Here is a 25,554-nt window from a genome sequence, read left to right as displayed (position 1 = left end):
TTCGTCCCTATTTGGGCGAAGTCCGGCTGCGCGGCCCGGTCGTCGCGGCCGCGCAGCTCGAGCGACGCGGACTAGTGGGAGTCGCCGCCGCCCTGGGCGAGCTTGAGGAAGGCCTCGTAGCGGCGCTTGTCGCGCTTGGCGGCCGCTTGCTCCTCTGAGCCGTCCTCGGCGGCGGAGAGCTCGTCCTCGGCGCGCCGCAAACGATCCTGGAGGTCGGCGGCGTTGAGGTCGTCGACGCCGAAGACCTCGTCCACGAGGACGAGGGCGCGGTCGCCGGTCATCTGCAGGAAGCCCTCGCCCTGCGCGTAGCGGACGACCTCGGACTCCGACTTGTAGAGCCGCAGCTCCGTCGGGTCCAGCATCGCCAGCAGCGGCTGGTGGTTGGCCAGGATGCCGATCGAGCCCACGCTGGTGCGCGTGGACACCATCTCCACCTCGGCGTTGAAGACCTCACCTTCGGGGGTGAGGACTTCAACGGTGAAGGGGGTGCGGGGCACTAGCGGTCCTTCTTGGCGGCCTCGACGACGTCCTCGATCTTGCCCTTGAGCAGGAACGCGGACTCCGGCAGGTCGTCGTGATCGCCGTTGAGGATCTCGCGGAACGAGCGGACGGTGTCACCGATCGAGACGTAGGCGCCGGGGGTGCCCGTGAACTGCTCGGCGACGTGGAACGGCTGCGACAGGAAGCGCTCGATCTTGCGGGCGCGCTGCACGAGCACGCGGTCCTCGTCGGAGAGCTCGTCGATGCCGAGGATCGCGATGATGTCCTGCAGCTCGCGGTAGCGCTGGAGGACGTTCTTGACCTCGTTGGCGACGTTGTAGTGCTCCTCGCCGACGATCTCGGGCTTGAGGATCGTCGACGTCGAGTCGAGCGGATCGACGGCCGGGTAGATGCCCTTCTCGGAGATCGAGCGCGAGAGCACCGTCGTGGCGTTGAGGTGGGCGAACACCGAGGCCGGCGCCGGGTCGGTGAGGTCGTCGGCGGGCACGTAGATGGCCTGCACGGACGTCACCGAGCCGTTGCGGGTGGAGGTGATGCGCTCCTGCAACTGCCCCATCTCGGACTCCAGCGTCGGCTGGTAGCCCACCTGCGACGGCATGCGGCCCAGAAGCGCGGAGACCTCGGAGCCCGCCTGCACGAAGCGGAAGATGTTGTCGATGAACAGCAGCACGTCCTGGCCGCGCTCGTCGCGGAAGTACTCGGCCATCGTGAGGCCGGTCAGCGCGACGCGCATGCGCGCCCCGGGGGGCTCGTTCATCTGGCCGAAGACGAGCATGGTCTTGTCGATCACGCCCGACTCGGTCATCTCGAGCCAGAGGTCGTTGCCCTCGCGGGAGCGCTCACCCACGCCGCAGAAGGCCGACAGGCCGCCGTGCTCCTGGGCGAGGTTGTTGATGAGCTCCTGGATGAGCACCGTCTTGCCCACGCCGGCGCCGCCGAACAGGCCGACCTTGCCGCCCTGGGCGTAGGGCGCGAGCAGGTCGACGACCTTGATGCCGGTCTCGAACATCTCCGTCGTCGGGGTCAGGTCCTCGACGGTCGGAGCGGACCGGTGGATCGGCCAGCGCTCCTTGACCTCGAGCTTCTCGCCCTGATCGATCGTCTCGCCGAGCAGGTTGAAGATCCGCCCGAGCGTGATGTCGCCGACCGGCACGGTGATCGGGCCCCCGGTGTCGAGGACCTCCATGCCGCGCGAGAGACCATCGGTCGAGTCCATGGCGACGGCGCGGACGCGGTCGTCGCCGAGGTGCTGCTGCACCTCGCAGACCAGGTCGGAGCTGGTGTCGCCGGCGAGCTTCTCGTCCTCGTTGGGGTTCGACTCCCGCTTGATGACGATCGCCGAGTTGATCTCGGGGAGCTTGTCGGGGAAGACGGCCTCGATGACGACGCCCTGGATCTCCTCGATCCGGCCGACGTTGCGCGTCTCGGTGTCAGCGGTCGCAGCCACAATTTCTCCTTAGACGAGCGACTCCGCGCCCGCGACGACTTCCATGATCTCCTGGGTGATCGCGGCTTGCCGCTCGCGATTGAACTCCAGCGTGAGGTCCTTGATGATGTCCCCGGCGTTCTCCGAGGCGTTGCGCATGGCGGTCATGCGCGCGCCGTGCTCGGACGCGGTGGACTCGAGCAATGCCCGGTAGATCGAGATCTCGACGTAGGCCGGGATCAGCCGCTCGAGGATCTCCTCGGGATCGGGCTCGTACTCGACGAGCGCGTGCTTGCCCGAGTCCTGATCGTCGGTCTCTTCCCCGCCGGCGCGGCCGCCGAGGCCTTCGCCGCCTTCGAGGATGGTCGCGTGCTGCAGCGGCAGCAACGTCTCGCGCGTGACCTCCTGGGTCAGCGGCGACACGTAGCGGTTGTAGACGATCTCGACGCGGTCGACCTCGCCGTCCACGTAGGCGGCGATCAGGTCGGACGCGATCTCGCGCGCGTTGGCGTAGGCCGGGCGGTCGGTGAAGCCCGTGTAGGCGCCCTTGGCCTCGCGGCCGCGGAACGTCAGCGACGACACGCCGCGACGCCCGGACGCGTACCAGACGGTGGACTTGCCGCCGTTCTCGTACTCGACGCCCGCGCGGATGCCCGCGCGGACGATCTGGGAGTTGAACGCCCCCGCCAACCCGCGGTCACCCGTGACGAGCAGGAGCCCGATCTTGTCCTCGGACGCGTGCTCGTTGAGGATCGGCAGGTTGGGGACGTTGCCGGCGGCCTCGGCGGCCTGCCGGGTCATCCGCCGGATCGCGCCCGCGTACGGCCGCAGCGCCTCGATGCGCTGCTCGGCCCGCCGCAGGCGCGCGGCGGCGACCATCTCCATCGCGCGCGTGATCTTCTGGATGTTCTTGACCGACGCGATGCGCTGCTTGACGTCCTTGAGGGCCATGGCGGGTGGCTAGGCCTCCGCCCCGACCGGCTGCTTGCGACCCTCGTCGGCGCGCAGCTCGTCCTCGGCGGAGAGCGGGTGACCGTCCTCGTCGAGGTCGTAGCCGAAGTCGTCGACGAACTGCTCGATCGACGAGCGCAGCGCGCCCTGGGTGTCGTCGGACCAGTCGCCGCCCTTGACCTTCGCCAGCGTCTCAGCCGCGTCGGCGTGCAGGCGCTCGACGAGCGCGACGTTGAACTCGGCGACGCGGTCGGAGTTGATCCGGTCCAGGAAGCCGTTGGTCGCGGCGTACACGACCGCCACCTGATCCTCGACGGCCAGCGGGTCGCGCTCGTTCTGGTTGAGCATCTTCACGAGCCGCTCGCCGCGGGCCAGCGTGCGCTGGGTGTCCGGGTCGAGGTCGGAGCCGAACTGGGCGAAGGCCTCGAGGTCGCGGAACTGCGAGAGCTCGATCTTCAGGCGGCCGGCGACCTTCTTCATCGGGCTGATCTGCGCGTTGCCGCCCACGCGCGACACCGAGATGCCGACGTTGATGGCCGGGCGCACGCCCGAGTTGAAGAGGTTCGGCTCGAGGAAGATCTGGCCGTCGGTGATCGAGATCACGTTCGTCGGGATGTAGGCCGACACGTCGCCGGCCTGCGTCTCGATGATCGGCAGGGCGGTCATCGAGCCGCCGCCCAGCTCGTCGTTGAGCTTGACCGCGCGCTCGAGCAGGCGGCTGTGCAGGTAGAAGACGTCGCCCGGGTAGGCCTCGCGCCCCGGCGGGCGGCGCAGCAGCAGCGACATCTGGCGGTAGGCGTACGCGTGCTTGGTGAGATCGTCGTAGACGACCAGCGTATGGCCACCGTTGTAGAGGAAGTGCTCGGCCATGGCGCAACCGGCGTACGGCGCCATGAACTTGATCGGCGCGGCCTCGTCGGCCGGCGCGGCGACGATGATCGTGGAGTCCAGCGCGCCCGCGTCCTCGAGCGTCTTGGCCAGGCCGACGACCGTGGACATGCGCTGCCCGATCGCGACGTAGACCGAGATGACGCCGGAGTCCTTGTTGTTGATGATCGTGTCGATCGCGATCGCCGTCTTGCCCGTCTGGCGGTCGCCGATGATCAGCTCGCGCTGGCCGCGGCCGATCGGGATCATCGCGTCGACGGCCTTCAGGCCGGTCTGCATCGGCTCCTTGACCGGCTGGCGCTGGACGACGCCCGGGGCCTTGAACTCGGCCGGACGGGTCTGCTCCGTGTTGATCTCGCCCTTGCCGTCCAGCGGCTGGCCGAGGGGGGAGACGATGCGCCCCAGCAGCGCGTCGCCGACCGGGATCTCGAGCAGGCGGTTCGTGCGCTTGACGGTGTCGCCCTCGGAGATGTGCTCCCAGGGGCCGAACAGCACGGCGCCGACGTTGTCGGACTCGAGGTTCAGCGCGAGGCCGACCACGTCATGCGGCAGTTCCAGCATCTCGAAGGCCATGCAGTTCTCGAGGCCGTGGATGCGGGCGATGCCGTCGCCGACCGAGAGGACGGTGCCGACCTCGGTCAGGTCGGCCTGGCCGGCATCCAGGTTCTCGATGCGGGACTTCAGGATGCTGGTGATCTCGTCGGGCTTGATCTGCACGAAGGTTCTCCTTAGAGGCCGGCGCGACTACGCGCGGGCCACCTGCTTGCGAAGTTGTTCGAGGCGGTTGCGGATCGAGGCGTCCAGGATGGAGTTGCCCACCCGGACGACCAGCCCGCCGAGGATGTCGGGCTCCACGATCGCCGACAGCTCGACCTTGCGGCCGGTCTGCTCGGCGATGCGATCGCCGATCTGGCTGACGGTGGCCTGGTCCAGCGCCACGGCCGAGGTGACCGTGACCGGCAGGAGCTTGTTCTCCTGCTGCCAGAGCTCGTCGACCACGCGGCGGACGCGGAAGATCACCGGCGTACGGTGATTCTCGATCAGCAACTTGAGGAAGTTGACGAGGATCGGTTCAGCGTCGGAGACCGCGCGATCGAGTCCGTCCTCCTTCTCGGTGGTCGAGAAGTAGGGCGAGAAGAAGAACACCTGCAGCTCGCGGTTGTCGCTGAGCGCGTCGGCAAACTGGCCGAGTTGCTCGCGGATCGTGTCGAGCTTGTTCTGCTCTTGTGCGACTTCGAAGAGCGAACGGGCGTAGACCGCGGCGATCTCCTCCATGACTAGCGGCGCTCCTCGTGGGCGAGGGCGGCGAAGTCCAGTTCGGCGAGCGCCTCATCGACGAGCCGCTTCTGATCGGCGGTGTCGAGCGACTTACGCGTGACCTTCTCGGTCGCGAGCACCGTCAGGTCGGCGACCTCGGCGCGGATCTGCTGGATCGCGCGACGCGTCTCGGCCTCGATGTCGCGGCGGGTCTGATCCATCATCTCCTCGCGCTTGGCGCGCGCCTCGGCGATGGTCTCGTTCTCGGCCGCTTCCGCCGTGCGGCGGGCGCGGGCGACGATCTCGTCCGCCTGGCCACGCGCGTCGGACAGCCGCTCGCGGTACTCCCGCAGCAGCTCGTCGGCGTCGCGCTTGACCTTCTCGGCCGAGTCGATCGAGTCCTCGATCATTTTCTGGCGCTTGTCCAGCGCCTCGGCGATCCGCGGGAAGGCGACCTTCCAGAGGATGACCAGGGTGATGCCGAAGATGATCAGCGTCCAGATCATCACGCCCACGACGGGGCTGACGAGCTGGTTGCCGCTCTCCTCCTCGGCTGCGAGCAGGAAGTTCATCGCGTTCCTAGAGGAAGAAGGCGATCAGGCCCGCCACGAGGCCGTAGAAGAAGCAGGCTTCGGTGAGGGCGAAGCCGAGCCACTGGATAGAGGTGATCTCGTCACGCATCTCGGGCTGGCGAGTAACGGACTCGATGACCTTGCCGAAGATGATGCCGATGCCCACACCGGCACCAACCGCGCCGAGGCCGCCGCCGACGCCCAGGGCGATGGCACGGCCTGCAGCCTGACCATCGTCCACAGCGGCGAAGATGAAGCTCAGGATCATGCTGAACACTGGGATGCTCTCCTTCTAGTGGGATTCGGCGACCGCGCCGCCGAGATAAATCGCGGACAGGGTCGCGAAGATGAACGCCTGAAGCGTCGCCACGAGACCGACTTCGAACAGGTAGAGGATCAAGCCGAGCGGGAGCAGGAAGACCCCGATGCCGGCGAGTCCGAGCAGGACTGCGAGACCGCCGGACATGAACAAGATGATCAGGTGCCCGGCGAGCATGTTGGCGAACAGACGTACGGAGAGCGAGATGATCCGCATGAAGTTCGACAGCAGTTCGAGGACGAAGATGAAGCCCGCCATGGCGCCGGTGACGCCCGCCGGGATGAGGCTCTTGAGGTAGCCGCCGAGGCCCTTGGCGCGAATGCCCTCACCCGTGTACGCGATGAACACGATCAGGGCGAGCACCAGCGGCACCGACACGTTGGCCGTCGCCGCATAGAGGGCGAACGTCGGGATTTCCAGGCCGAAGAGCGAGAACTTCTCGTGCGAGGTCGGCAGCGGGATGAAGCCGATCAGGTTCGAGAACCAGATGAAGAGGAAGAGCGTCCCGATGAACGGGAACCACTTCGCCGCCATCTTGTCGTCCATGTTCCCGCGCGTGATGTTGTCGCGCATCACGCCGAAGAGGAACTCCACGGCCGTCTGGATCCGGTTCGGCCGCGTCTGCATCCGGCGCGCGACGTAGACCATCGTGAAGCACGTCAGGATCGCCGCGAGGAACAGGTAGAGGATCGCCTTGTTGATGTCCAACGACCCCGGAAGGTTGATCCAGGTGTCGAGGTTGAACTCGTTCTGCGGCTTGAACTCCTCGTTCTTGCCGGCCGAGCCGAAGACGATGAACGCGAGTACGGTCAGCAGCAGGTAGCCGCCGAACGCCCACAAGAGGATCTTCCGGGATTGGCTCATGAGCTGGGCGTGTTCCTCTCCGGGCGGGGCAGGATCAAGGTGGTGGCCAGGTAGACCGTGAACGCGACGAGCGCGAGCAGCGCCGCCATAAGACCGTCTTCCCGTTCGCCGGCCAAGCCGACCACGAGGATGGCGATTCCGAGGACCCAGGCGCGCCCCATCAGCGCACCGAAGTTCCAGCCGACCTGCGCCTTGGCACTGTGACCGCGGGCCTGACGCTCGATGACGGCGCCCAGGATGCGGGTCACGATCCACGCGCCCCCGCCAACCAGATACCCCAGCACCGGCCCGCCCATGAGGATCACGAACGGCGCCGCGAGGACGACGAGAATCACATCCATGTAGCGGACGAAGATCAGGGGATCGGAAGTGGGCATCGTGGTAGAGCTCATGGCAGGCTGACGCGCCGTACCAGACCATCCCCGCGCGGAATCGCGCGGCGGGAGGGACAGAAAACTCCCCGGCCGGTGCGGCGGGCGCCAGTGTAGCGGCTTTCGCGACTTTGTAACAACTTTGTGACACCCGCGACTAGCGGACGCCGCTGAACGGCAGATGAGTGCCGCCGTCGTGTCCTCGGCACGACGTCGCGCGAACCCTAGCCATACAGTGCGCAGGACGTAGTCCGACCCCTGGGAGGAACCGATGCCGACACGCACCGCGAAGGCCGACTGGCAAGGCGATTTCAAGCGAGGCGGCGGGACCGTCTCGACCGAGACGGGCGTGCTGGACTCGCCCTACAACTTCTCCGGCCGCTTCGAGAGCGGGACCGGAACGAACCCCGAGGAACTGCTCGGCGCCGCACACGCGTCCTGCTTCACGATGGCGCTGTCGGTGGGCCTGACGCAGGCGGGCACGCCGCCGGAGTCGCTCGCCACCGAGGCGCACGTGACCGTCGCGCAGGTCGAGGGTGGCTTCGGGATCACGAAGATCGCGCTCTCGGTGACCGGCAAGGTCCCGGGCCTGGACGCGGACGGCTTCGCCGCCGCCGCCCAGGGCGCGAAGGAGGGTTGCCCGCTCTCGAAGGCCCTCGCCGCCGTCCCCGAGATCACCCTCGAGACGACCTTCGAATCCTAAAGCGAACCTAAGGGGCCAGACCCCTTAGGTGGTCTTTATGTGCCGAAGCACGGCGTAGAGCCGGTTACTGCGCCGATCCGTACCTAAGCGGAAGATAAGGGGCCAGACCCCTTAGGTGGGGTTTAGGTTGCGAAGTAGGCGTCGATGACGCGGTTGCGGTCGTTGCCGGCCGCACCCGCGTCGCCGATCGCCTTCAGCACGCGCTGCATCGCCGTGTAGCCGGCCTCGGCCGAGGGCGCCGGGTCGCGGCCGAACTCGGCGCGGAAACGCGCCTTGAACGTGGGCGAGTCGGCGGTTGGCGCCAGCGCGTCGCCGGTGCGCTTGCCGGACGGGAGCGCCTGCGGGTCGCGCATCAGCGCCGCCTCGCCGGCCGGGGCGACCTGGAGGATGCCCGCGGCGTTGAAGAGCGGGACGGTCACGGTCGTGGCGTCGACGATCGCGGCGATGATCTGCGGGTCGCTGATCGCGCGGCGGGCGGCCTGGGCCTGCAGTTTGTCGTCCGCGCCGCCGAGATCGAGCGAGGTGAAGTTCACCGCGAGCGACCCGGCGCGCCCGCCCGCCTCCTGGAGCGCCAGCTTCTCGGCGTCGACGTAGGAGCGGCCCGCTCCACCCGGGTCGTTGGTCAGCGAGTAGACCGTGACGGTCCGGCCGATGACCTTGCCGCCGCCCGAGATGCCCTCGTCCTTGCTCGCGCCGCAACCCGCGAGTGCGAGCGCCAGCGCGCCGAGAACGGCGACTAGCGCGCGATGCCGTGCTTGACCAGCCATGTGTAGAGCACCTCGTAGGCGGGACGGGGACGGTCGTGCTTGTCCACGAGCGCGGAATCCCAGGTGGGGTTGGGCGTCGGCGCCGGGGACCAGTGGTAGAAGTACACCCGCTTGATGCGCGGCGAGAGCGCGGCGAGCTTGAAGACGTAGCTCGTGGCCTGCGCCGCGTGGCGGGTCGACTCCGGGAGCTTGACCTTGTTCTCGTTGACGCGCTTGACGATCCCGCCGGTCTCGGTGAACCAGATGTCCCCCTTGACCGTCCGCAGCAGCGCTTTCGTGCCGCGCGTGCGGAACCGGTTCGCGTCGATGTAGTTGTGCAGGCCCCAGAGGACGCGGCGATGCCCGACGGCCTTCTGGAACGCCTTGGCCCACTGCGTGAGCTTGGACCCGTCGAGCAGGTCGGCGGCGACGATCCGGCAGCCGCTGCAGTGCTTGCGCAGCGCGAGGTAGTACTGCGCCGCGCGCTTGGGGTTGTTGCAGATCGGCTGGCTGCAGTGGTTGGCCTCGTTCCACGTCACGTAGTCGCGGATCCACGGATAGCGCGCGCGGAACTTGATCACCTCGCGTTCGAAGCGCTTGACCGAGGGGGCGGTGTGGGCCTTCAGCGGGTCGCGCGAGTGACCGAAGCTGAGCAGCACGCGGACGTTCGCGGCGCGCGCGTCGAGCAGGTAGGTGTCGAGCTCGGCCCGGTCGGCGTCGGATTCGAGCGCGTCATAGGAGGCGACAAAGCGGGTGTCCTTGATGCCGAGCGGCTCGAAGGCCTCGTCACCGAAGATCTGCGGGTGCTGCTCGCCGATGCCGATCAGCGGACCGGTGTCCTTGGCCTGCGCCGTCGCCGTGAAACACAGCGACAGCAGCAGCGCCGCGATGACCGCCCTCACAGGAGGACGGTGTCCTCGTCGGAATACGGAGGCGAGCAGCAGCAGAGCAGGACGAGCGGCTCCGCACCGGGGTTGAAGAGCTTGTGCGCCAGGCCCGGGGCGATCACGACCGTGTCGCCCGCGCGCACGTCGTCCTCCTGCGCGCCGAGCCGCATGCGCCCGGCACCGGCGACGAAGTAGTAGATCTCCTCCGAGGTGCGGTGGAAGTGCTCGACCGTCTCACCGCCCGGGGGGACCGTCGCCTCGGCCAGCGACTGGTTGATCGCGTTGCCGCTCGGGATGCCCGCCAGCTCGCGGATCGACGATCCGTCGGCGGTGATGAACGACTCACGGTCCTCGAGACGCACTTTTTGCACGCGCACGAGGGTATCGGCGGGGTCGGCGATCCGACCCCGCCGAAGCTCAGGTTCCTCAGATGACGGCGCGGCGGGCCATCTCGTGGTCCAGGCGCCGCGCCAGGCGGCCGGTCGCGAAGGCGATCCGGCCCCGGAACGGGGTATTGGGCGGGCGCTCGGGGCGCCCCGGCTTTATCGCACGGGTCATCGGGCGGCCGGCGCGCTCAGTCGCGACGGTGTGGCCCAGAATGGCGTGGTTCAACGAATGCATTGTGGCTCCTGTGGTGATGGTGTTGAGGAGCCGCCCACGAATCATCGCGAGGGGAAAAGACGGACTCTTTGTGCTCGAAAGGGTCGCGGGCGGCAGTTAGGACTGCCCGCGACCAGCCTTAGTTACTAGGGCGCGAGCAGGTAGGCGTGACGGGCACGCCGAGCGTGGGCAGGAAACCCACCGAGTGCATCGCGTTCGTCTTCACTTTCCTGCTCACCTCCTCGGCAAAATGGCCGTCGTAATTTCAGTGCGCGAGAAAGGTACCAGTCACACCGGCGCCCGCGCTAGTGCGGCTAGCACCACTACGCGGTTTGAATCCTCTTACTTCGCGACCGACCGGAACTCGCCGGTCTCGAGCTCGCGCTGGACTTGCGCGTCGATCTCGTGCTCGGACGTGTCCGGGTCCTCGCGGCGCAACTGCCAGGCGCGCAGCCGCCGGAGCTTGAGGATCTCGAGCACGTATACGAGGTAGAAGCTGGCCGCCACGCCCAGCAGCAGCAGCAGGCCCATCAGCGTCGCCCAGCCCGCGTTGAGATGGCCGGAGCGCTCGGAGTACGGGATGAAGCGCAGCGCGACGGCGTCGCCGGCCATGATCAGCGTCCACGCGTAGAGGTAGAGCACGGCGCGACGCTGCGAGAAGCCGATCCGGTGGAAGCGGTGGTGGAAGTGGTTCGAGTCACCCTGCCACGGGACGCGGCGGTACTTCAGGCGTTTGGCCACGACGAAGCCCGTGTCCAGGAACGGCACGGCCAGCACGACCAGCGGCCCGACGAGCGCGATCAACGCGTTGGTCTTCAGGGAGCCCTCGATGATCACCGCGCCGAGTAACAGCCCGAGCAGATTGGACCCGCAGTCGCCCATGAAGATCGAGGCCGGGTTGAAGTTGAAGAGCAGGAACCCGAGCGAGGCGCCGCAGACGATCGCGGCGAGGATCCCGGCCGTGTTACGGCCCAGATCGAAGGCGATGATCGAGAAGGCCACCGCCGAGATCGCGCACACGCCCGCGGCCAAGCCGTCGATGCCGTCGGAGAAGTTGACGACGTTCATCAGCAGCACGAGCGCGAACACGGTCAGCGGGCCGCCGAGGTCGCCGAGGTCGACGCGATGCACGAACGGGAACGTGAACGCGTCCACCTGGACGCCGCTAGTGACGAGGACCACCGCCGCCGCGATCTGGCCCGCCAGCTTGTACGCCGGGTTGAGCTCGTAGATATCGTCGAGCGCGCCCACGATCGTGATCAGCGCCGCCGCGGCCAGGATGCCCTCGGTGCGCTGGTTGTCGGGCAGGAAGATCAGGCCCGCGACGAGCGCGCCCGCGAAGATCGCCAGGCCACCGAGCAACGGGATGCCCCCTTTGCCCAGCCCGCGCTCCTTGTTCCCGTCGACCGCGCCGATGTGCTCCGCGAACTTGGCCACGAGCGGCGTGAGCGCTGCTGCCACGGCGAACGCGACCAGCGCGGCGAGGACGGCCTTGGTCACCATGACTGGCCGGACAGGATCGCAGGACGAGCCGACAACTCGACGTCAAGAGGTGTTGGCGGCGCTACGAGCCGTCGCGGTCGAGGACCTCGCGCACCTTGTGCGCGAGCGCGCGCTCGGTGAACGGCTTCTCGAGGAACGCGGCGGCTTCGCTCAGCTCGCCGTGGCGGACCACGGCCTCGTCCGAGTAGCCGGACATGAAGAGGATGCGCATATCGGGCGCGAGCGCGGCGAGGCGCTTGGCGAGGGCGCTGCCGCTCACCTCCGGCATCACGACGTCGGTCAGCAGCAGATCGATCGCGCGTGAGTTGCACAGGTGCTCGGCCTCGGCGGCACTGCCGACGGTCAGCACCTCGTAGCCGTTGGCCTCGAGCATCAGGCGAACCAGCTCGCGCACGCCGTCGTCGTCCTCGACGACCATGATCGTCTCCGAGCCCCGGCCCGCGTCGCGGTCGGCGCTGGGCGCGACCGGCTCGGGCACCGCGGTCGCCGCCGGGAGGTAGATCTTGAAGGTGCTGCCGCGGCCGGGCTCGCTGTAGACGTAGATGCCGCCGCCGCTTTGCTTGACCACGCCGAAGACGGTCGCCAGCCCCAGGCCCGTGCCGGCGCCGGGCTCCTTGGTGGTGAAGAACGGCTCGAACAGGTGCTTGGCGACGTCCTCGTCCATCCCCTCGCCGGTGTCGGAGACCGCGAGCAGGACGTGTGGGCCCTGCGAGCCGTCGCCGTGGGTGATGACCTGCGCCTCGTCGATGTCGACGTTGGCGGTCTCGATCGTCAGGACGCCGCCGTCGGGCATCGCGTCGCGGGCGTTGGCGGCGAGGTTGAGGATCACGCGCTCGATCTGCGCGCGATCGGCCTCGACCGGCTTGAGGTCGGGGGCCAGCCGGATGCCGACGCTGACGTCGTCGCCGATGATCCGGTGCAGCATCGACTCCATCCCGGCGACGATCCCGTTGAGGTCGATGACGCGCGGGTGCAGCACCTGCCGGCGGCTGAAGGCGAGCAGCTGGTGCGTGAGCGCGGCGGCTTGGGCGGCGGCGCGGGAGATCTCCGCGGCCTCCTCACCCCCGTCGCGATGCTCGAGGATCTCGGCGTAGCCCGCGATCACGGTCAGCAGGTTGTTGAAGTCGTGGGCGACGCCGCCGGCGAGGCGCCCGATCGCCTCCATCTTCTCCGCGTCGGCCAGCCGCGCCTCGAGCCGCAGGCGCTCGGTGACGTCGTGGGCGAGCACGAGCGCGGCCTTGCGCCCTTCGAACGTGATCCGGCCGGCGGTCACCTCGACCGAGATCAGCGAGCCGTCCTTGCGCACGTGGCGCCAGACCTTCGCGTTCGGCGAGCCGGGCCCGCCACGGGCCTTGACGTCCTCGAGCATCGCCGGGACGTCCTCCTGCGGGCGGATGTTCGTGATCCGCATGCGCAGGAACTCGTCTCTCGAGTAGCCGTAGTGGCGGATCGCGGCGTCGTTGACGGCCACGAACGCGAGCGTGTCGGCGTCGTAGACCCACATCGGCATCGGGCTGGCCTCGAACAGCATCCGGTAGCGCTCGGCCGAGCGCTGCACCTGGATGGCCGCCGCGGTCCGGCGCGCGATCTCCCCCGCGAGCTCGAGCTCGAACGCCGTGTAGCGCTGCTCGACGGACAGCAGCGTGAGCGCGCCGAGGATGTGCTCGCCGCTGATGAGGGGCACGCACAGCATCGAGCGCAGCCCGAAGCGCTCGGCGTCGGTGACCAGCTCGGGCTCGCCGGTGCGCATGACGATCGCGGGCCCGTGCGGCGCGTCGGCGCGCAGCGGCGCGTCCGCGGGGACGCTCACGCGGTGGGTGAGCACGCCCTCCAGGTCGGCGACGTCGAAGATGCACCAGGTCGCCAGGCCGGGCGCCAGCAGTTCCGCGACGTGGTGCAGCGTGTCCTGCCGGTGCAGGCCCGACCCGAGGATCTCCCCGACCCGGGCCAGCAGCGTCAGCCGCGACAGGGCCCTGCGCTCGTGATCTTCGCTTCCGCTCACGGCCAACGCCGTGAGCGTATCTCTACACCGTGGCGGGGGTGCCCAGATGCGCGTAGAGCGGGAAGCGATCGACGATCGCCGTCACGCGGTCGGCGAGCTCGGTGCGCGCGCCCTCGAAGTCCGGCTGCAGCGCGCGGGCGATGATCTTGCCGACCTCGTGGAAGTCGTCGTTCTGGAGCCCGCGGGTCGCCAGCGCGGGCGTGCCGACGCGCAGGCCGCTGGTCACCATCGGCGGGCGCGGGTCGAACGGCACCGCGTTGCGGTTGACCGTGATGCCGATCGAGTGCAGGCGATCCTCGGCCTGCTGGCCGTCGAGCTCGGAGTCGCGGAGGTCGACGAGGACCAGGTGAACGTCGGTGCCACCGGTCAGCACGTTGACACCGGCGGGGAGCAGTTCCTCCGCCAGCGCCTGGGCGCCGGCGACGGTGCGCTCCTGGCGCTCCTTGAACAGTTCCGAGGCAGCGATCTTGAACGCGACGGCCTTGGCGGCGATCGCGTGCTCGAGCGGGCCGCCCTGCTGACCCGGGAAGACCGCGGAGTTGATCTTCTTCGCGTACTCCTCGCGGCAGAGGATCACGCCGGAGCGCGGGCCGCCGAGCGTCTTGTGGACGGTGCTCGTGACGACGTCGGCGTACGGGACCGGGCTCGGGTGCACGCCCGCGGCGACGAGGCCGGCGAAGTGGGCCATGTCGACCATCAGCAGCGCGCCGACCTCGTCGGCGATCTCGCGGAAGCGCGGGAAGTCCAGGACGCGCGGGTAGGCCGACCAGCCGGCGAGCAGGAGCTTGGGGCGATGCTCCTTGGCCAGGCGCTCGACCTCGTCCATGTCGATCCGGTGGTCCTCAGGGCTGACCTCGTACGGGACGATGTCGTACAGCCGGCCGGAGACGTTGATCTTCATGCCGTGGCTGAGGTGGCCGCCGTGCGGGAGGCTGAGCCCCATGATCCGGTCGCCCGGCTGAAGCAGCGCGTGGTAGACCGCCGTGTTGGCCTGCGCGCCCGCGTGCGGCTGGACGTTGGCGTGCTCGGCGCCGAAGAGCGACTTCGCGCGGTCGATCGCCAGCTGCTCGATGACGTCGACGAACTCGCAGCCGCCGTAGTAGCGCTTGCCCGGGTAGCCCTCGGCGTACTTGTTGGTCAGTACGGAGCCCTGACACTCGAGCACGGCCTGCGGCACGAAGTTCTCTGAAGCGATCATCTCCAGGGTGCGCTGCTGGCGCTCGACCTCGTGGCCGATGGCCTCGGCCACCTCGGGGTCGACCTCGGCAAGGGGACGGTCGAAGTAGTCGGGCTGCAGGGCGGTCATAACACCTGACGGTAGCGAATCAGTGGGTCGCCTTCTCGCGGGTTCGGTCGGCATCCACGTGGTGTGAGATCTCGACCTCGAGCGGCTCCGCGGCGGGGTGGGCGCGCAGCCGGCGGGCGAGCAGTCCCAGGCCGCCGAGGACGGCCACGCCGAGCGCGATCGCCGGCCAGGTGACGCCCCCGTCGTCCTTGGCGGGAGCGGGTGTGGGAGTGGCCCGCGGCGTGGGTGTGGGGGTCGGGGTGGCGACGCCGGGGGCCGTCGCGAGCGCGAACGTCTGCAGGTCGATCGTCGCCGCGGCGCCGACGTGCAGCCGGTTGCCGTCCAGCCGCAGCCCCGCGCTGGAGAAATCGCCGGCCGGGAGGTCGATGCAGCGCGCCTGGGCCGTCTCGGTGTCCAGCGCGTGGACGAAGTTCTCTTCGCCGGTGTAGAGCGTGTAGGCCCAGCGGCCGTCGGCGCTCATCGTCCGCGCCAGCGGGATGCCGCCCATCTTCTCGTCGGGCTCGCGCGGGTCCATGATCGGCTTGCCTCGGAGTTGGCCGGACGGGACGTCGAGGGCGAGGACGTCGTAGTGCACGAGGTTCGCGTTTCGGTAGCGCAGGACGTAGAGCGTCGCGCCGCCGGGGGAGATCGCGTCGACGGCGAGGAAGCCGGGCAGGTTGATGCGGTTGCGCACGGCGAGGGTCTGCGTGTCGAGCACGAGCAGGCGGGTGGACTTCGGCGGGTAGGTGCGCGTGATCCGGGCGAGCACGAGCGTCCGGCCGTCCGCGGAGAGCCCGGTCGTCGAGCCGTCGTAGGCGGCGCCCGGCACGCCGTAGTGGCCGTCGAGCACGCGACCACGCTGGACCGTGCCGCCCTCTCGCCGCTCGATGCGCGTGTTGCCGCCCGCGGCGACGGCGACGTAGCTCACCGGGGATCCGGTCGTGCTGATCCCCTGGCCGCCCTGGACCGGCGGGACCGGCCCACCGGCGGCGAGAGCGCTCCCCGGGGCCACCAGCCCCGCCGCACACACCGCGATCACCCATGAACGTCGCATCGCCGCTCCTCTCTCTGACATCTCCTCTACGTCTGTGAGGCGTCAGAGGTTCCGGCTTGTCACAGAGCGAGCGCCTCGCGCCAGTATCGCCGTGGTGTCAGCCGCCCTCGGGCGGCTCGTCGGGCCGGAAGACCCGGTGGTAAGCCAGACGGAGACCGACCTCCTCGATCTCGTCGAAGCTGATGGCGCCCACGCGTTTGACCCACAGCGCCGGCAGGTCCTCGAACGTGCATTCGACGACCACCGTGCTGTGGCCTCGCGTGGGGGGAATCTCACTCCGGACGGCCACGATCGGCCGTTCGTAGCCGACCTGCGCGGCGCCTTCGGCGACGCGCCGACACGATGCGTCGAACTCCGTCAGGGGCGTGCCGTCGGCAGCGCGGATCGCACAGGTCGTGACCGGAAAGTCCAGCGCCTCCGACGTCTGGGTCTCGATGACGCTCTCGGTGAGCCGGATCCCGAGCCGTCTGCGTCCTCGCAACTTGTGGCTGAGCATGACCGGCCCGAGCGCCACGCGATCGCGTCCGGCGAGCGCCGGCAGGCGTGGCTTTCTGATCGGCGCCACGAACGTCAGCGGGCCCGGGACGAACGCCTCCATGAAATGCCCTCCGCGAGGGCTGATCTCCGCGACCGCCCTCGCCATCTGGAGCGACCCGACGGCGAGCGACATCTCGAGGTTCTTCCGATCGAGGATGCGATCGATGTCGTCGGTGACGTGATTCTCAGTCGGGCAGCAGGCGAGTGAATAGGCCGTGTCCGACGGCAGGATGCACAATCCGTTGGCGCCCGCCAGCGCCTTCTTGACGACTTTGAGCTGCTCGCGCCCGAGTCGTGCGCCACGTTCGACCTCGATGATCGGTTCGATCGCCATCAGAAGACCTTCTCGATGCCGAGCCGGGCGATCCGGACCATCCGGCCTTGCGGCGTCATCTCGATGGTCTCGTCTCGGCTGGGGTCCTCCCCCATCGCCGGGCCGGCGAGGTTGGCCATCTGGAGCTCCTGCATCTCTTTGAGCATGGCGTCGGGTGACTTGAAGCCCAGCGCGCGAAAGTCGCTCGAGGAAGCGATGCCGTCGGGCTCCTGCGCCAGTTCATCGAACAGCCTCCACGCACGATCCCCCGGGTCTCGCGTGGCGCTGAGATGGTTGTCGGCCTCGAGCGCGAGCCACTTCCGCAGCAACTGGCTCTTGTCCGCCGGGGACTCAGGCCAGTCCTCGCGAGCGTCCAGCCACTCGCTGTATCGCTCGCAGGCGACGAGCGCCTCGCGCAGATGGCGATTGACCGCGCCATAGAGACGGAGGAACCCGTCCGGCTCCACCGGCGTGTAGTTCGAATCCTCCTGCGCGTAGACCTCCAGGCGACGTCCGACGACCTCGCCGACGAACGGTGCCTCGATCGGACCGATCTCGATCGGCGTGCGGACGATGCCGTGCAGCCGCTGCGACGACGCCGCGTCGCGGACCGTTCTGGGAGCGCCGCAGAGCACCCAGCACAGTCCGGCCTTCCTCAGCAGCGGATCGCGAATCTGTTCGAGCAGCGTCCGCGTCGAGGACAGGTCGAGCACCTCGAGATTGTCGATGACGCAGATGACACCGCCCTGCTGACGACTCGGGAAGCACTCGCGCAGGCACGCCTCGACACGCTCGGGAAAGCCCTCCTGCTTGAAGCCGTCACTCGTATTGGGACCTGATGTCATGTTGAAGGTGCCTCCGCCGAACGGAGTCGTGAGCCCGCCGCCCTTGCCGCGGACCTCGGGAGCCGTCAGCCAGCGGCCGATCGTCTCGATGCCGGAGTTCGCGAGGCCGGCTTCCCGGAGTCGCTCGCGGTGCGTGGTCAAGGCGTTCGCCACGGAATAGAGCACTTCGTGCCTGAACGCCGTCGGTCCGGTGTCCGTCTGCAGCTGGAAGGGTTTGGACGCGGACAGGAACAGCTGCTGTCCTCGCCCCATCGGGAACTCCTCTTCGAGCGCGTGCTGGGCGACCGCGATCAGACTCGATTTCCCGACGCCGTAGGCGCCTTCGACTGCCACGACGTTCGCGCTTGACTTCAGTTGCTCCTTCAACTGCCGCAACTGTGCGTCGCGACCGACGAGCAACTTGTGGCCGACCTCGCTCGCAGGGAGCTCCGACGAGTCGTACGGATTGCTGCGAAATCCGAAATCGAGCCAGTCCACCTGGCGGACTCTACGGTTTGGAGTTACGGCGCGCTATCGCGGCTGGAGTACTGAGCGACCGCGGCGCCAATGCCGCACGGCTCGAGGAGCTCCGGGTGCGTCGTCTGCAGGCGCAGGTGCGCGCCGGCGGTCGGGAACACGCCCGAGTGACGAGCCAGGACCGTGCCTTCGAGCGCGTCGAACGCGGTGAAGCCCTGTCCGTAGAGGCGGACCGGGCCGGAAAGGCCGGCGATGAATGCGCGCAACTCCTGGTTTTCGAGCGTGCGCGGTGCCCCGCCTCGGGCCAGCACTCCGGCGGTGCTGACGTAGTCGGCGGCGTAGACGCGGCCACGGCCGGCCTCGATCGCGACGACGAGACGATCCTCGTCGGCGGCGACCTCGGCGGCGATCGAGTCCAGGCCGGACACGGTCGCCATCGGCGTCTGGCCGGCGTAGGAGAGGACGTTGGCGAAGGTGACCGCGCTGCGGGTGCCGATGAACGAGCCCGGGCCGATGCCGACGACGATCAGGCCGAGGTCGGAGGGCTTGAGGTCCAACGCCTCCAGCAGCCGATCCGTCATCGGCGCCAGCGCTTCGACGGCGTTCGCGCGGGCCTGCCTCTCGATAGTGCCCTCGGCGGTGTGGAGGGCGCAGCTGAGCAAGCGGGTCGACGCGTCGACCGCGAGTGCGGGTAGGACCGGGGTCACCGGGCCGCGCTGACCAGTTGCTGCAGGCGCAGCCACCGGCGTTCCCACTCCGCGCCGGCGTAAGTGAGCGTCAAGCGGCGGTCGTCGTCGCCGTCGCCGAGCTCGAATTCGATCCGGAGATACGGCGGGTCGACGACGTCGAAGCGGTCAGCCCACTCGATGACGGTCACGGCGCCGTCGGCGTACTCGCCGATCAGCAGCTCGTCGGCCTCGTAGCGCGCATCGAGGCGGTAGAGATCGAAGTGGTTGAACGGCAGGCGGCCGTCGTCGTAGGCGGCATGGACGACGAACGACGGGCTCGTGACCACCTGCTGGACGCCGATGGCCCGCGCGATCGCCTTGGCGAACACGGTCTTGCCGGAGCCGATCCCGCCGTTGAGCAGGATCACGTCGCCCGACTCGGTGAGCTGCCCGACGGCGGCGGCGAAAGCGTCCGTCTCCTCGGCGCCGGCGGTGGTGATCACCGCTTGTTGCAACTGCTCCATGCTCATCCGCCGGCGGACAGTAGCGCGAGGCGCGGGTGGATGCCCAGGGCGGGGCCGGCGGCGTCGCCGCGCTCGAGGTGCCACCAGGCAGCGGCGCCGATCATGGCGGCGTTGTCGGTGGCGTACTTCAGCGGGGCGAGCATCAGCTCGACGCCAAGCGGCGGGATCTCGGCCTGCAGCCGGTTGCGCAGGATCGGGCTGGCGGCGACGCCGCCGACGACCACCGCGCTCTTCGGGCCGCACTCCTCGATGGCGCGCAGCAGCTTGATCAGCAGCACGTCGCAGCAGGCGGCGGCGAAGGAGGCGGCGAGGTCCTCGAGGTCGAAGGCGCCGGCCTCCACGCGACGGCGCACCGCGGTCTTCAACCCCGAGAACGAGAAGTCGTAGCCCTGCGCGGCCAGCGGGCGCGGGAAGGCATAGCGGTCATCGCCCTTGGCCGCGAGGCGGTCGAGCACGGGCCCGCCCGGGTAGCCGAGCCCGAGCTCGCGGGCGATCTTGTCGTAGGCCTCGCCGACGGAGTCGTCGCGCGTCTGGCCGAGTAGGCGGTACTCCCCGCGCTCGGGCGCGTGGACGAGCATGCAGTGCCCGCCCGAGACGAGCAGGATCACGGCCGGGTACTCGACCGGCTTCTCGCCCAGTTCGGCGGAGAAGAGATGGCCTTCGAGGTGGTTGACGGCCACGACCGGCAGATTCCAGCCGAGCCCGAGCGACGTGGCGGCCGACACGCCCACGGCCAGTGAGCCGGGAAGCCCCGGCCCGACGGTCACGGCGAGCGCGGAGAGGTCGGCCGCGGTCACGCCCGCGGTCGAGAGCGCGTGGTCGATGACGCCGACGATCCACAGCGCGTGTTCGCGGCTCGCGAGCTCGGGGACGACCCCACCCCACTCGGCGTGCATATCGATCTGGCTGTGGATGATCGAGGACTCGACCGTGCCGTCGCGGCGCACGACCGCGGCTGCCGTCTCGTCGCAGGACGTCTCGATGGCGAGCAGCCGCTCAGGCGCTGACACGGGCCAGGACTCGTTCGACGTCCGCGGCGGGGACGGCCGCCTCGCGCTCGATGATCGGCACGGGAAGGTTGACGTTGACCAGGGTCGAGGAGACGACCGAGAGCGGGCCGCCGTCGACGGCGATTCCCGGCTGGCCGGCGAGTTCGCCGAGCGCCTCGTCGAGCGTACCGGGCGTGTCGTGGCGATGCCTGTTGGCGCTGGTCATCAGGAACGGGCCCAGCGTCTCGGCGAGACCGAGGGCCAGGTCGCTCGCGGGAGCACGCAGCCCGATCTCGACCCGGCCGCTGAGCCAATCGGTGGCCTCCGGGTCGACGCCGACGGCGATCGTCAGCGGTCCGGGCCAGAACGCGTCGGCCAGGGCGGCCGCGGCCGCGGTCCACTCGACGCCGAGCGTCGCCGCCTGGGCGAGCCCGGTGACGATCACCGGCAGGCGCACGTCCGCGGGCCGGTCCTTGAGGCGGAAGATCTCGGCTGCGGCGCCGGGATGCCGCGGATCGCAGGCGAGGCCGTAGACGGTGTCGGTGGGCACAAGCGCGACGCCGCCGTTGCGCATGACCTCGGCAGTCTGCTCGACCAGCTTCTCCAGTTCCAGGTCATTCAGGGCAGCGCGGAGCACGACGGCGAGCAGGTTACCGAGCCCGCTGCGCCACGAGCACCCGCTCGATGCCCGCCAGGTCTCTCACGCGCTCCATCGACACGAAGCCGGCGGCGCGCGCGAGCTCTCCGATCGCGTCCGCCTGACCCTGCCCGTGCTCGAGTGCGAGGAACGGCGCGCGGACGTCTTTGACCAGCATCCGGATCACGGACAGGCCGTCGATGTCGCCGTACAGAGCCAGGGCGGGTTCGTACTGCGTGATCTCCGGCGCGAGCGCCGCGTGCTGCTCGACGTAGGGCGGATTGGAGACGACGGCGTCGACCTCGAGCCCCGCGGTCAGGTTGCCGTGCACGAAGGAGACGTCGAGGCCCAGCCGCGCGGCATTGGACCGGGCGACGTCGAGCGCGTCGGCGCTGACGTCGGTTCCGAAGACGATCAGGTCCGGCCGCTCGTCTTTGAGCGCGAGCGCGACCGCGCCGGAGCCGGTCCCCACGTCGGCCACCCGCGCACCCACGGGCAGCGAGAGCGCCGCCTCGACGAGATGCTCGGTCTCGGGGCGCGGGATCAGCACCCGCCGGTCGACCTGCAGATCCAGCCGCCGGAAGCCCTTGAAACCCGTGATGTAGGCGACCGGCTCCCGCATCCGCCGGCGTCGCGACGCGTCGATGAACCAGCGCGCCTGCTCACCCGTCAGGTCGCGGTCCGGGTAGGCGATCAACATCCCCCGGTCCACGCCCAAGGCGTGCGCCAGGAGCACTTCGGCGTCCAGCCGCGGCGTCTCGACGCCCGAGGCCGACAACGCGATCAGCGCCGAATCGAGCGCCTCGCGGACCGTCGTCGAAGCGAGCGGGCGCCGCGTCATGCGCCGCCGGCCTGGTCCTCCAGCCGGCGTCGCTTCTCGGCGTCCTGCAGCGCGGAGGTGAGCTCGTCCGGCTCGCCCGCGAGCACCTGGTCCAGGTTGTGGACGCTGAAGTTGATGCGGTGGTCGGTGATGCGCCGCTGCGGGAAGTTGTAGGTGCGGATCTTCTCGGCGCGGTCGCCGGTGCCGACCTGGGACTTGCGCTCGGCGCTGAGCTCCGCCTGCTGCTTCTGCAGCTCGGCCTCATACAGCTTCGCGCGCAGGAGCTTCATCGCCCGCTCGCGGTTCTGCAGCTGGGACTTCTCGTCCTGCATCGAGATCACGATGCCGCTCGGCTTGTGCGTGATCCGGACCGCCGAATCGGTCGTGTTGACCGACTGCCCGCCCGGCCCGGAGGAGCGATAGACGTCGATCTGCAGGTCGTTCTGATTGATGTTGACCTCGACGTCCTCGACCTCGGGCAGCACCGCGACGGTCGCCGTCGAGGTGTGGATGCGGCCCTGGGACTCGGTCTCGGGCACGCGCTGGACGCGGTGGGTGCCGCCCTCGAACTTGAAGACCGAGTACGCGCCGTCGCCCTTGACCTCGAAGGTGTAGGAGCCATCGCCGGCCTCCATCGTCTCCGCCTTGTAGCCGAGCCGTTCGGCGTAGCGCTGGTACATGCGAAACAGGTCGCCCGCCCAGATGCCCGCCTCGTCGCCGCCCGCGCCGCCGCGGATCTCGACGATCACGTTCTTGTCGTCGTTGGGGTCCCGCTCGACCATCGCGAGCCGGATCTCCTCTTCGAGGCGCTCGATCCGCTCGCGCGCGCTGTTGAGCTCCGCGCGCATCTCCGGGTCCTCGCCCTCGGCGAGCAGCTCCTCCGCGCCCTCGGCGTCGTTGACCGCGAGCCGCCACTCCTCGGCCAGCTTGGCGGCGGGCGCGAGGTGGTTGAAGGCGCGGCCGGCGTCGGCGTAGCGCTGGCGATCGGCGATCACGTCGGGATCGCCCATCTGCGCCTGCGCCTCGGTGAAGCGCGCTTCGATCTGCTCGACCAGTGACTCGATCATGGACATGACGTCCAGGAGTCTAGGCGGCTACTTCGACCCCCACCCGGTCCTCGGCGGACGCCGCGCGCGGGTCCTCGACGGCCAGCACGGCTTCCAAAGCGGTGATCGCGACCTCGACCTGCTCGTCGTCCGGCTCGCGGGTCGTGAGCTTCTGCAGTTGCATGCCCGGCCAGATGATCAGCTGGACCCAGGCGCGGCCACGGTTGCGCCCGGCGAACTTGATGACCTCGAAGGAGAGGCCGGTGACCAGCGGCACGCCGATCACCCGGGTCGCGAGCAGGATGTACCAGGCCGGCAGGCCGACCGGGGCGAAGACGAAGATGGCGACGATCATCACCACGAGCAGGAAGCTCGTGCCGCAGCGGGGATGCAGCCGCGAGAATCCCTGCGCGTTGGCGGGCGTGAGCGGCAGACCCGCCTCGTAGCAGGAGATGACCTTGTGCTCGGCGCCGTGGTACTGGAACAGGCGCTTGAGGTCCTTCTGGCGCGAGAGCAGCGTCAGGTAGCCGAGGAAGATCGCGGTGCGCACGCAGCCCTCGACCAGCCAGAACAGCACCGAGGAGCCGAGCCAGCCCTTGATCAGGCTGGTCAGGACGACCGGGACGATGAAGAACAGCCCGACGGCGAGCACGAGCGCGGCGACGATCGTCAGCCCCCACTGGCGCTTGGTGATCGGCTCCTGATCCTCCGGCGCCTGGGCGTTGGCGGAGATCTCCAGGGCCTTGAAGCCGATCGACATCGACTGCCCGAGGGCGACGACGCCACGGATCACCGGCCAGCGCAGCGCACGGCTGCGGCGGGTCCAGGAGACGACGGGGTGGGACTCGACGGCAATCTCGCCGTCCTTGCGGGTGGCCACCGACCAGGTGGACACGCCACGCATCATCACTCCCTCGAGGACGGCTTGACCGCCGACGGGGGCATCGCGCTGTTCCGGGCTGCTCACTCACATAGTGATCGGCAGCCCGGCGCGCGAACTTCAACCACGGCGGGGCGCTATTTACGTGCGCCAGACTTTGCGAGCTTGCGCTGGAAGCGCTCGACGCGTCCGCCGGTATCGACGAGCTTCTGCTTGCCCGTGTAGAACGGGTGGCAGTTGGAGCAGATCTCCACGTGGATGTCGCCCTTGGTGGAACGGGTGGTGAACTCGTTACCGCAGGTGCATCGAACGTTGGCGACCGCGTATTCGGGGTGGATTTCGGTCTTCATGGTTCCTCCTATTGTAGGCGCGTGTACCAGCCCTCCCCACTGCACTTCGCCGAGCTCGGCGAAGGCTCCCCGATCGTCCTCCTTCACCCTGGTCCGGGGCTTGATGGATCGGTCTTCCTGCCCGGCGTAGAGCGGCTCGCGGCCGCGGGCCACCGGGTCATCCTCGCCGACCTCCCCGGCAACGGCCGCTCCCCCGCGACCGAGTGGACCCTCGCGGCGCAGGCGGAGGCCGTCCAGGGCCTCGCCGACTCGCTCGGCCTGCGCGACTGGACGCTCTACGGCCACTCGTTCGGCGGCCACGTCGCGGCGCAGCACCTCGTCTCGTTCCCCGACGCGGCGGCGCGCCTGATCCTGGCCTGCACCGACGTCGACGAGGAGGGGCCGGTCGAGTTCGATCCCTTCTTCGGGCTCCCGGACGACGTCGCCGCCCGCATCCGCGTCGCGTTCGCGAACGAGAAGACGGTGCAGACGGCCGAGGAGTGCCGCGCGGTGTGGCTGGAACAGCTCCCGCTGTTCTCGAGCCAGGACATCTCGCCGATGCTGGCCGACGTGGTCTTCTCGCCCGAGGCGCATCACCTGCGCGACTGGGGCGACCTGCACGCGCTCCCGGCGCTGACGGCGACGCAGAAGCCCGTGCTGGCGATCGGCGGCACCCACGATCGCCCGTTCCCGCCGCCGTTCGCCCGGCGGATCGCCGATGCGGCACCCAACGGCGAGCTGCTGCTCGTCGAAGGCGGGCATTTCCCCTTCGCCGAGGACCCGGAGAGCTACTGGACCGCCGTCGCCGGCTGGCTCAGCAGAACGAGCTGAACGCGTTGTTCTCCTCGTCGGCCTCGTCGACCTCCGAGCGCGAGTCGGCGACGGCCTGGATCGGCGTGCCCGCCGCGCATGCCGATCCCGCCGGCGCCGGCGTCATCACGGTCACCGGCGTCTGCGGAGCGAGCCCGGAGACGTCGACCGTCGCGATCATGGTGCCGTCGACGAGGAAGGCGACGCCGAACGGGCCGGCCGCCTCACGGCCGCGGTTGTAGACGATGCCGACGTAGGACCCGTCGTCGAACGTCACGCTGCGCATGACGAGGTCCGGCCGCGCGTCGGGCTGCTTGCACAGCGGGGAGATCGCCCGCTCGGTCCGGATCGTCTTCCCGCGCCGGTCGCGCCAGCGGAAGTCGACGACCGCCCGGTAGCTCGCGGGCGCGAGCAGGTCCTGCACGGTCTTGTCGTACGTGTACTTGCCGAGGCCTGCAGGCGCGGTGATCCACTCGCCGAAGTTCGGGACGTCGAGCTTGCGCCAGCGCGAGTCGTCGGGCGTGAACGCCTGCAGCGTGAAGCGCATCTGCATCCTCGGCGCGGCCTTGAACACCCGCACCTGGCCCTCGAACGTCGCCTGCCGCGTGTCCTTCATGCAGCTGACGAGGGTCGCCTTGCCGTAGGTGAGCTGCGGCGCGCGCGCCTGCGCACCCGCGGCGAGCAGGCCGAAAAGGGCAACCGAGACCCCGATGATGCGCCCCCAGCGAATCATGCGACCAAAGAACCCCGCACACGCACCGGAGTTGCGCC

Annotated in this window: 30 protein-coding genes; 2 read left to right on the top strand and 28 right to left on the bottom strand. The window is 69.2% G+C overall.

What is annotated here, in order from left to right:
- Nucleotides 1-71 precede the first annotated feature (71 nt).
- Genes atpC through OM076_RS30085 form a run of 9 tightly spaced genes read right to left on the bottom strand, consistent with a single transcriptional unit; the run spans nt 72 to nt 7,155 of the window.
- Nucleotides 72-497 (bottom strand): ATP synthase F1 subunit epsilon, encoded by a 426-nt coding sequence (gene atpC / locus OM076_RS30125; protein ID WP_270043839.1) that lies wholly within the window; start codon nt 495-497, stop codon nt 72-74.
- On the bottom strand, nt 497-1,948 hold the full coding sequence (gene atpD / locus OM076_RS30120; RefSeq protein ID WP_270043838.1) for a F0F1 ATP synthase subunit beta: 1,452 nt from the start codon (nt 1,946-1,948) through the stop codon (nt 497-499). Before atpD ends, atpC begins: the two co-directional genes overlap by 1 nt.
- A 9-nt stretch (nt 1,949-1,957) precedes the next feature.
- Nucleotides 1,958-2,878 carry an ATP synthase F1 subunit gamma gene (gene atpG / locus OM076_RS30115; RefSeq protein WP_270043837.1) on the bottom strand — a complete coding sequence of 307 codons (921 nt, stop codon included), beginning with the start codon at nt 2,876-2,878 and terminating at the stop codon, nt 1,958-1,960.
- A 9-nt stretch (nt 2,879-2,887) separates the two neighbouring features.
- Entirely contained in the window at nt 2,888-4,483 is a 1,596-nt protein-coding gene (gene atpA, locus OM076_RS30110; RefSeq protein WP_270043836.1) for a F0F1 ATP synthase subunit alpha, read from the bottom strand.
- 27 nt (nt 4,484-4,510) lie between these two features.
- Entirely contained in the window at nt 4,511-5,041 is a 531-nt protein-coding gene (atpH, locus tag OM076_RS30105) for an ATP synthase F1 subunit delta (protein WP_270043835.1), read from the bottom strand.
- Between the two features lie 2 nt (nt 5,042-5,043).
- Entirely contained in the window at nt 5,044-5,595 is a 552-nt protein-coding gene (gene atpF / locus OM076_RS30100) for a F0F1 ATP synthase subunit B (RefSeq protein ID WP_270043834.1), read from the bottom strand.
- A 7-nt stretch (nt 5,596-5,602) separates the two neighbouring features.
- Nucleotides 5,603-5,863: an ATP synthase F0 subunit C gene (gene atpE, locus OM076_RS30095; protein WP_270043861.1), complete on the bottom strand. Its 261-nt coding sequence runs from the start codon at nt 5,861-5,863 to the stop codon at nt 5,603-5,605.
- 24 nt (nt 5,864-5,887) lie between these two features.
- Nucleotides 5,888-6,778, bottom strand: a complete 891-nt coding sequence (gene atpB / locus OM076_RS30090; protein ID WP_270043833.1) for a F0F1 ATP synthase subunit A — start codon at nt 6,776-6,778, stop codon at nt 5,888-5,890.
- Nucleotides 6,775-7,155, bottom strand: coding sequence for a hypothetical protein (locus tag OM076_RS30085; protein WP_270043832.1), 381 nt, complete (start codon nt 7,153-7,155; stop codon nt 6,775-6,777). The genes atpB and OM076_RS30085 overlap by 4 nt, the downstream gene beginning before the upstream one ends.
- A gap of 265 nt (nt 7,156-7,420) precedes the next feature.
- Between OM076_RS30085 and OM076_RS30080 the strand changes: the two genes are divergently transcribed.
- Nucleotides 7,421-7,852 carry an OsmC family protein gene (locus tag OM076_RS30080; protein ID WP_270043831.1) on the top strand — a complete coding sequence of 144 codons (432 nt, stop codon included), beginning with the start codon at nt 7,421-7,423 and terminating at the stop codon, nt 7,850-7,852.
- 122 nt (nt 7,853-7,974) lie between these two features.
- On the opposite strand, the gene OM076_RS30075 is transcribed toward OM076_RS30080, so the two are convergent.
- The 18 genes from OM076_RS30075 to rpmE form a co-directional block, all read right to left on the bottom strand.
- Nucleotides 7,975-8,619 carry a type 1 periplasmic-binding domain-containing protein gene (locus tag OM076_RS30075; protein WP_270043830.1) on the bottom strand — a complete coding sequence of 215 codons (645 nt, stop codon included), beginning with the start codon at nt 8,617-8,619 and terminating at the stop codon, nt 7,975-7,977.
- Entirely contained in the window at nt 8,589-9,500 is a 912-nt protein-coding gene (locus tag OM076_RS30070) for a hypothetical protein (protein WP_270043829.1), read from the bottom strand. The genes OM076_RS30075 and OM076_RS30070 overlap by 31 nt, the downstream gene beginning before the upstream one ends.
- Nucleotides 9,497-9,856: a cupin domain-containing protein gene (locus OM076_RS30065; RefSeq protein ID WP_270043828.1), complete on the bottom strand. Its 360-nt coding sequence runs from the start codon at nt 9,854-9,856 to the stop codon at nt 9,497-9,499. The genes OM076_RS30070 and OM076_RS30065 overlap by 4 nt, the downstream gene beginning before the upstream one ends.
- A 55-nt stretch (nt 9,857-9,911) precedes the next feature.
- Nucleotides 9,912-10,097, bottom strand: a complete 186-nt coding sequence (locus OM076_RS30060) for a hypothetical protein (protein WP_270043827.1) — start codon at nt 10,095-10,097, stop codon at nt 9,912-9,914.
- Between the two features lie 330 nt (nt 10,098-10,427).
- A complete protein-coding gene (locus OM076_RS30055; protein WP_270043826.1) occupies nt 10,428-11,588 on the bottom strand; it encodes an MraY family glycosyltransferase in 1,161 nt (386 codons plus the stop codon).
- 61 nt (nt 11,589-11,649) lie between these two features.
- The gene (locus OM076_RS30050; protein WP_270043825.1) at nt 11,650-13,590 is read right to left on the bottom strand and encodes a response regulator; all 1,941 of its coding nucleotides are present in this window, start codon (nt 13,588-13,590) and stop codon (nt 11,650-11,652) included.
- A 22-nt stretch (nt 13,591-13,612) separates the two neighbouring features.
- Nucleotides 13,613-14,896 carry a serine hydroxymethyltransferase gene (gene glyA / locus OM076_RS30045; protein WP_270043824.1) on the bottom strand — a complete coding sequence of 428 codons (1,284 nt, stop codon included), beginning with the start codon at nt 14,894-14,896 and terminating at the stop codon, nt 13,613-13,615.
- Nucleotides 14,897-14,915: 19 nt separating this feature from the next.
- The gene (locus OM076_RS30040; protein ID WP_270043823.1) at nt 14,916-15,929 is read right to left on the bottom strand and encodes a YncE family protein; all 1,014 of its coding nucleotides are present in this window, start codon (nt 15,927-15,929) and stop codon (nt 14,916-14,918) included.
- A 97-nt stretch (nt 15,930-16,026) separates the two neighbouring features.
- A complete protein-coding gene (locus OM076_RS30035) occupies nt 16,027-16,800 on the bottom strand; it encodes a Sua5/YciO/YrdC/YwlC family protein (protein ID WP_270043822.1) in 774 nt (257 codons plus the stop codon).
- Nucleotides 16,800-18,101: an AAA family ATPase gene (locus OM076_RS30030; protein WP_270043821.1), complete on the bottom strand. Its 1,302-nt coding sequence runs from the start codon at nt 18,099-18,101 to the stop codon at nt 16,800-16,802. Before OM076_RS30030 ends, OM076_RS30035 begins: the two co-directional genes overlap by 1 nt.
- A gap of 23 nt (nt 18,102-18,124) precedes the next feature.
- The gene (gene tsaB, locus OM076_RS30025; RefSeq protein ID WP_270043820.1) at nt 18,125-18,787 is read right to left on the bottom strand and encodes a tRNA (adenosine(37)-N6)-threonylcarbamoyltransferase complex dimerization subunit type 1 TsaB; all 663 of its coding nucleotides are present in this window, start codon (nt 18,785-18,787) and stop codon (nt 18,125-18,127) included.
- Nucleotides 18,784-19,278, bottom strand: a complete 495-nt coding sequence (gene tsaE / locus OM076_RS30020; protein ID WP_270043819.1) for a tRNA (adenosine(37)-N6)-threonylcarbamoyltransferase complex ATPase subunit type 1 TsaE — start codon at nt 19,276-19,278, stop codon at nt 18,784-18,786. The genes tsaB and tsaE overlap by 4 nt, the downstream gene beginning before the upstream one ends.
- A complete protein-coding gene (gene tsaD / locus OM076_RS30015) occupies nt 19,275-20,282 on the bottom strand; it encodes a tRNA (adenosine(37)-N6)-threonylcarbamoyltransferase complex transferase subunit TsaD (protein ID WP_270043818.1) in 1,008 nt (335 codons plus the stop codon). The genes tsaE and tsaD overlap by 4 nt, the downstream gene beginning before the upstream one ends.
- Nucleotides 20,269-20,898: an L-threonylcarbamoyladenylate synthase gene (locus OM076_RS30010; protein WP_270043817.1), complete on the bottom strand. Its 630-nt coding sequence runs from the start codon at nt 20,896-20,898 to the stop codon at nt 20,269-20,271. The genes tsaD and OM076_RS30010 overlap by 14 nt, the downstream gene beginning before the upstream one ends.
- A gap of 13 nt (nt 20,899-20,911) precedes the next feature.
- The gene (prmC, locus tag OM076_RS30005) at nt 20,912-21,739 is read right to left on the bottom strand and encodes a peptide chain release factor N(5)-glutamine methyltransferase (protein ID WP_270043816.1); all 828 of its coding nucleotides are present in this window, start codon (nt 21,737-21,739) and stop codon (nt 20,912-20,914) included.
- Nucleotides 21,736-22,785, bottom strand: coding sequence for a peptide chain release factor 1 (gene prfA, locus OM076_RS30000; protein ID WP_372518094.1), 1,050 nt, complete (start codon nt 22,783-22,785; stop codon nt 21,736-21,738). The genes prmC and prfA overlap by 4 nt, the downstream gene beginning before the upstream one ends.
- A 19-nt stretch (nt 22,786-22,804) precedes the next feature.
- Nucleotides 22,805-23,659 (bottom strand): DUF1385 domain-containing protein, encoded by an 855-nt coding sequence (locus OM076_RS29995; RefSeq protein WP_270043814.1) that lies wholly within the window; start codon nt 23,657-23,659, stop codon nt 22,805-22,807.
- A 122-nt stretch (nt 23,660-23,781) separates the two neighbouring features.
- A complete protein-coding gene (gene rpmE / locus OM076_RS29990; RefSeq protein ID WP_270043813.1) occupies nt 23,782-23,994 on the bottom strand; it encodes a 50S ribosomal protein L31 in 213 nt (70 codons plus the stop codon).
- A gap of 21 nt (nt 23,995-24,015) precedes the next feature.
- On the opposite strand from rpmE, the gene OM076_RS29985 reads away from it, so the two are divergent.
- On the top strand, nt 24,016-24,804 hold the full coding sequence (locus OM076_RS29985) for an alpha/beta fold hydrolase (protein WP_270043812.1): 789 nt from the start codon (nt 24,016-24,018) through the stop codon (nt 24,802-24,804).
- On the opposite strand, the gene OM076_RS29980 is transcribed toward OM076_RS29985, so the two are convergent.
- Nucleotides 24,788-25,516: a CARDB domain-containing protein gene (locus tag OM076_RS29980; RefSeq protein WP_270043811.1), complete on the bottom strand. Its 729-nt coding sequence runs from the start codon at nt 25,514-25,516 to the stop codon at nt 24,788-24,790. The genes OM076_RS29985 and OM076_RS29980 overlap by 17 nt on opposite strands.
- Nucleotides 25,517-25,554: the final 38 nt, after the last annotated feature.

The organism is Solirubrobacter ginsenosidimutans (assembly GCF_027587205.1).
Note: the sequence above shows the minus strand (reverse complement) of the source record. Positions and strands in the feature narration are given on the sequence as shown.

What these genes read in the sequence shown, in the direction of transcription:
- prmC (WP_270043816.1), bottom strand. Translation starts at nt 21,739, where the DNA reads ATGACGCGGCGCCCGCTCGCTTCGACGACGGTCCGCGAGGCGCTCGAT.
- tsaE (WP_270043819.1), bottom strand. Translation starts at nt 19,278, where the DNA reads ATGAGCATGGAGCAGTTGCAACAAGCGGTGATCACCACCGCCGGCGCC.
- rpmE (WP_270043813.1), bottom strand. Translation starts at nt 23,994, where the DNA reads ATGAAGACCGAAATCCACCCCGAATACGCGGTCGCCAACGTTCGATGC.
- atpF (WP_270043834.1), bottom strand. Translation starts at nt 5,595, where the DNA reads ATGAACTTCCTGCTCGCAGCCGAGGAGGAGAGCGGCAACCAGCTCGTC.
- atpH (WP_270043835.1), bottom strand. Translation starts at nt 5,041, where the DNA reads ATGGAGGAGATCGCCGCGGTCTACGCCCGTTCGCTCTTCGAAGTCGCA.
- glyA (WP_270043824.1), bottom strand. Translation starts at nt 14,896, where the DNA reads ATGACCGCCCTGCAGCCCGACTACTTCGACCGTCCCCTTGCCGAGGTC.
- atpB (WP_270043833.1), bottom strand. Translation starts at nt 6,778, where the DNA reads ATGAGCCAATCCCGGAAGATCCTCTTGTGGGCGTTCGGCGGCTACCTG.
- OM076_RS30080 (WP_270043831.1), top strand. Translation starts at nt 7,421, where the DNA reads ATGCCGACACGCACCGCGAAGGCCGACTGGCAAGGCGATTTCAAGCGA.
- OM076_RS30085 (WP_270043832.1), bottom strand. Translation starts at nt 7,155, where the DNA reads ATGCCCACTTCCGATCCCCTGATCTTCGTCCGCTACATGGATGTGATT.
- atpE (WP_270043861.1), bottom strand. Translation starts at nt 5,863, where the DNA reads ATGATCCTGAGCTTCATCTTCGCCGCTGTGGACGATGGTCAGGCTGCA.
- OM076_RS30035 (WP_270043822.1), bottom strand. Translation starts at nt 16,800, where the DNA reads ATGGCGATCGAACCGATCATCGAGGTCGAACGTGGCGCACGACTCGGG.
- prfA (WP_372518094.1), bottom strand. Translation starts at nt 22,785, where the DNA reads ATGATCGAGTCACTGGTCGAGCAGATCGAAGCGCGCTTCACCGAGGCG.
- OM076_RS30040 (WP_270043823.1), bottom strand. Translation starts at nt 15,929, where the DNA reads ATGCGACGTTCATGGGTGATCGCGGTGTGTGCGGCGGGGCTGGTGGCC.
- OM076_RS30055 (WP_270043826.1), bottom strand. Translation starts at nt 11,588, where the DNA reads ATGGTGACCAAGGCCGTCCTCGCCGCGCTGGTCGCGTTCGCCGTGGCA.
- OM076_RS29980 (WP_270043811.1), bottom strand. Translation starts at nt 25,516, where the DNA reads ATGATTCGCTGGGGGCGCATCATCGGGGTCTCGGTTGCCCTTTTCGGC.
- OM076_RS30075 (WP_270043830.1), bottom strand. Translation starts at nt 8,619, where the DNA reads ATGGCTGGTCAAGCACGGCATCGCGCGCTAGTCGCCGTTCTCGGCGCG.
- atpG (WP_270043837.1), bottom strand. Translation starts at nt 2,878, where the DNA reads ATGGCCCTCAAGGACGTCAAGCAGCGCATCGCGTCGGTCAAGAACATC.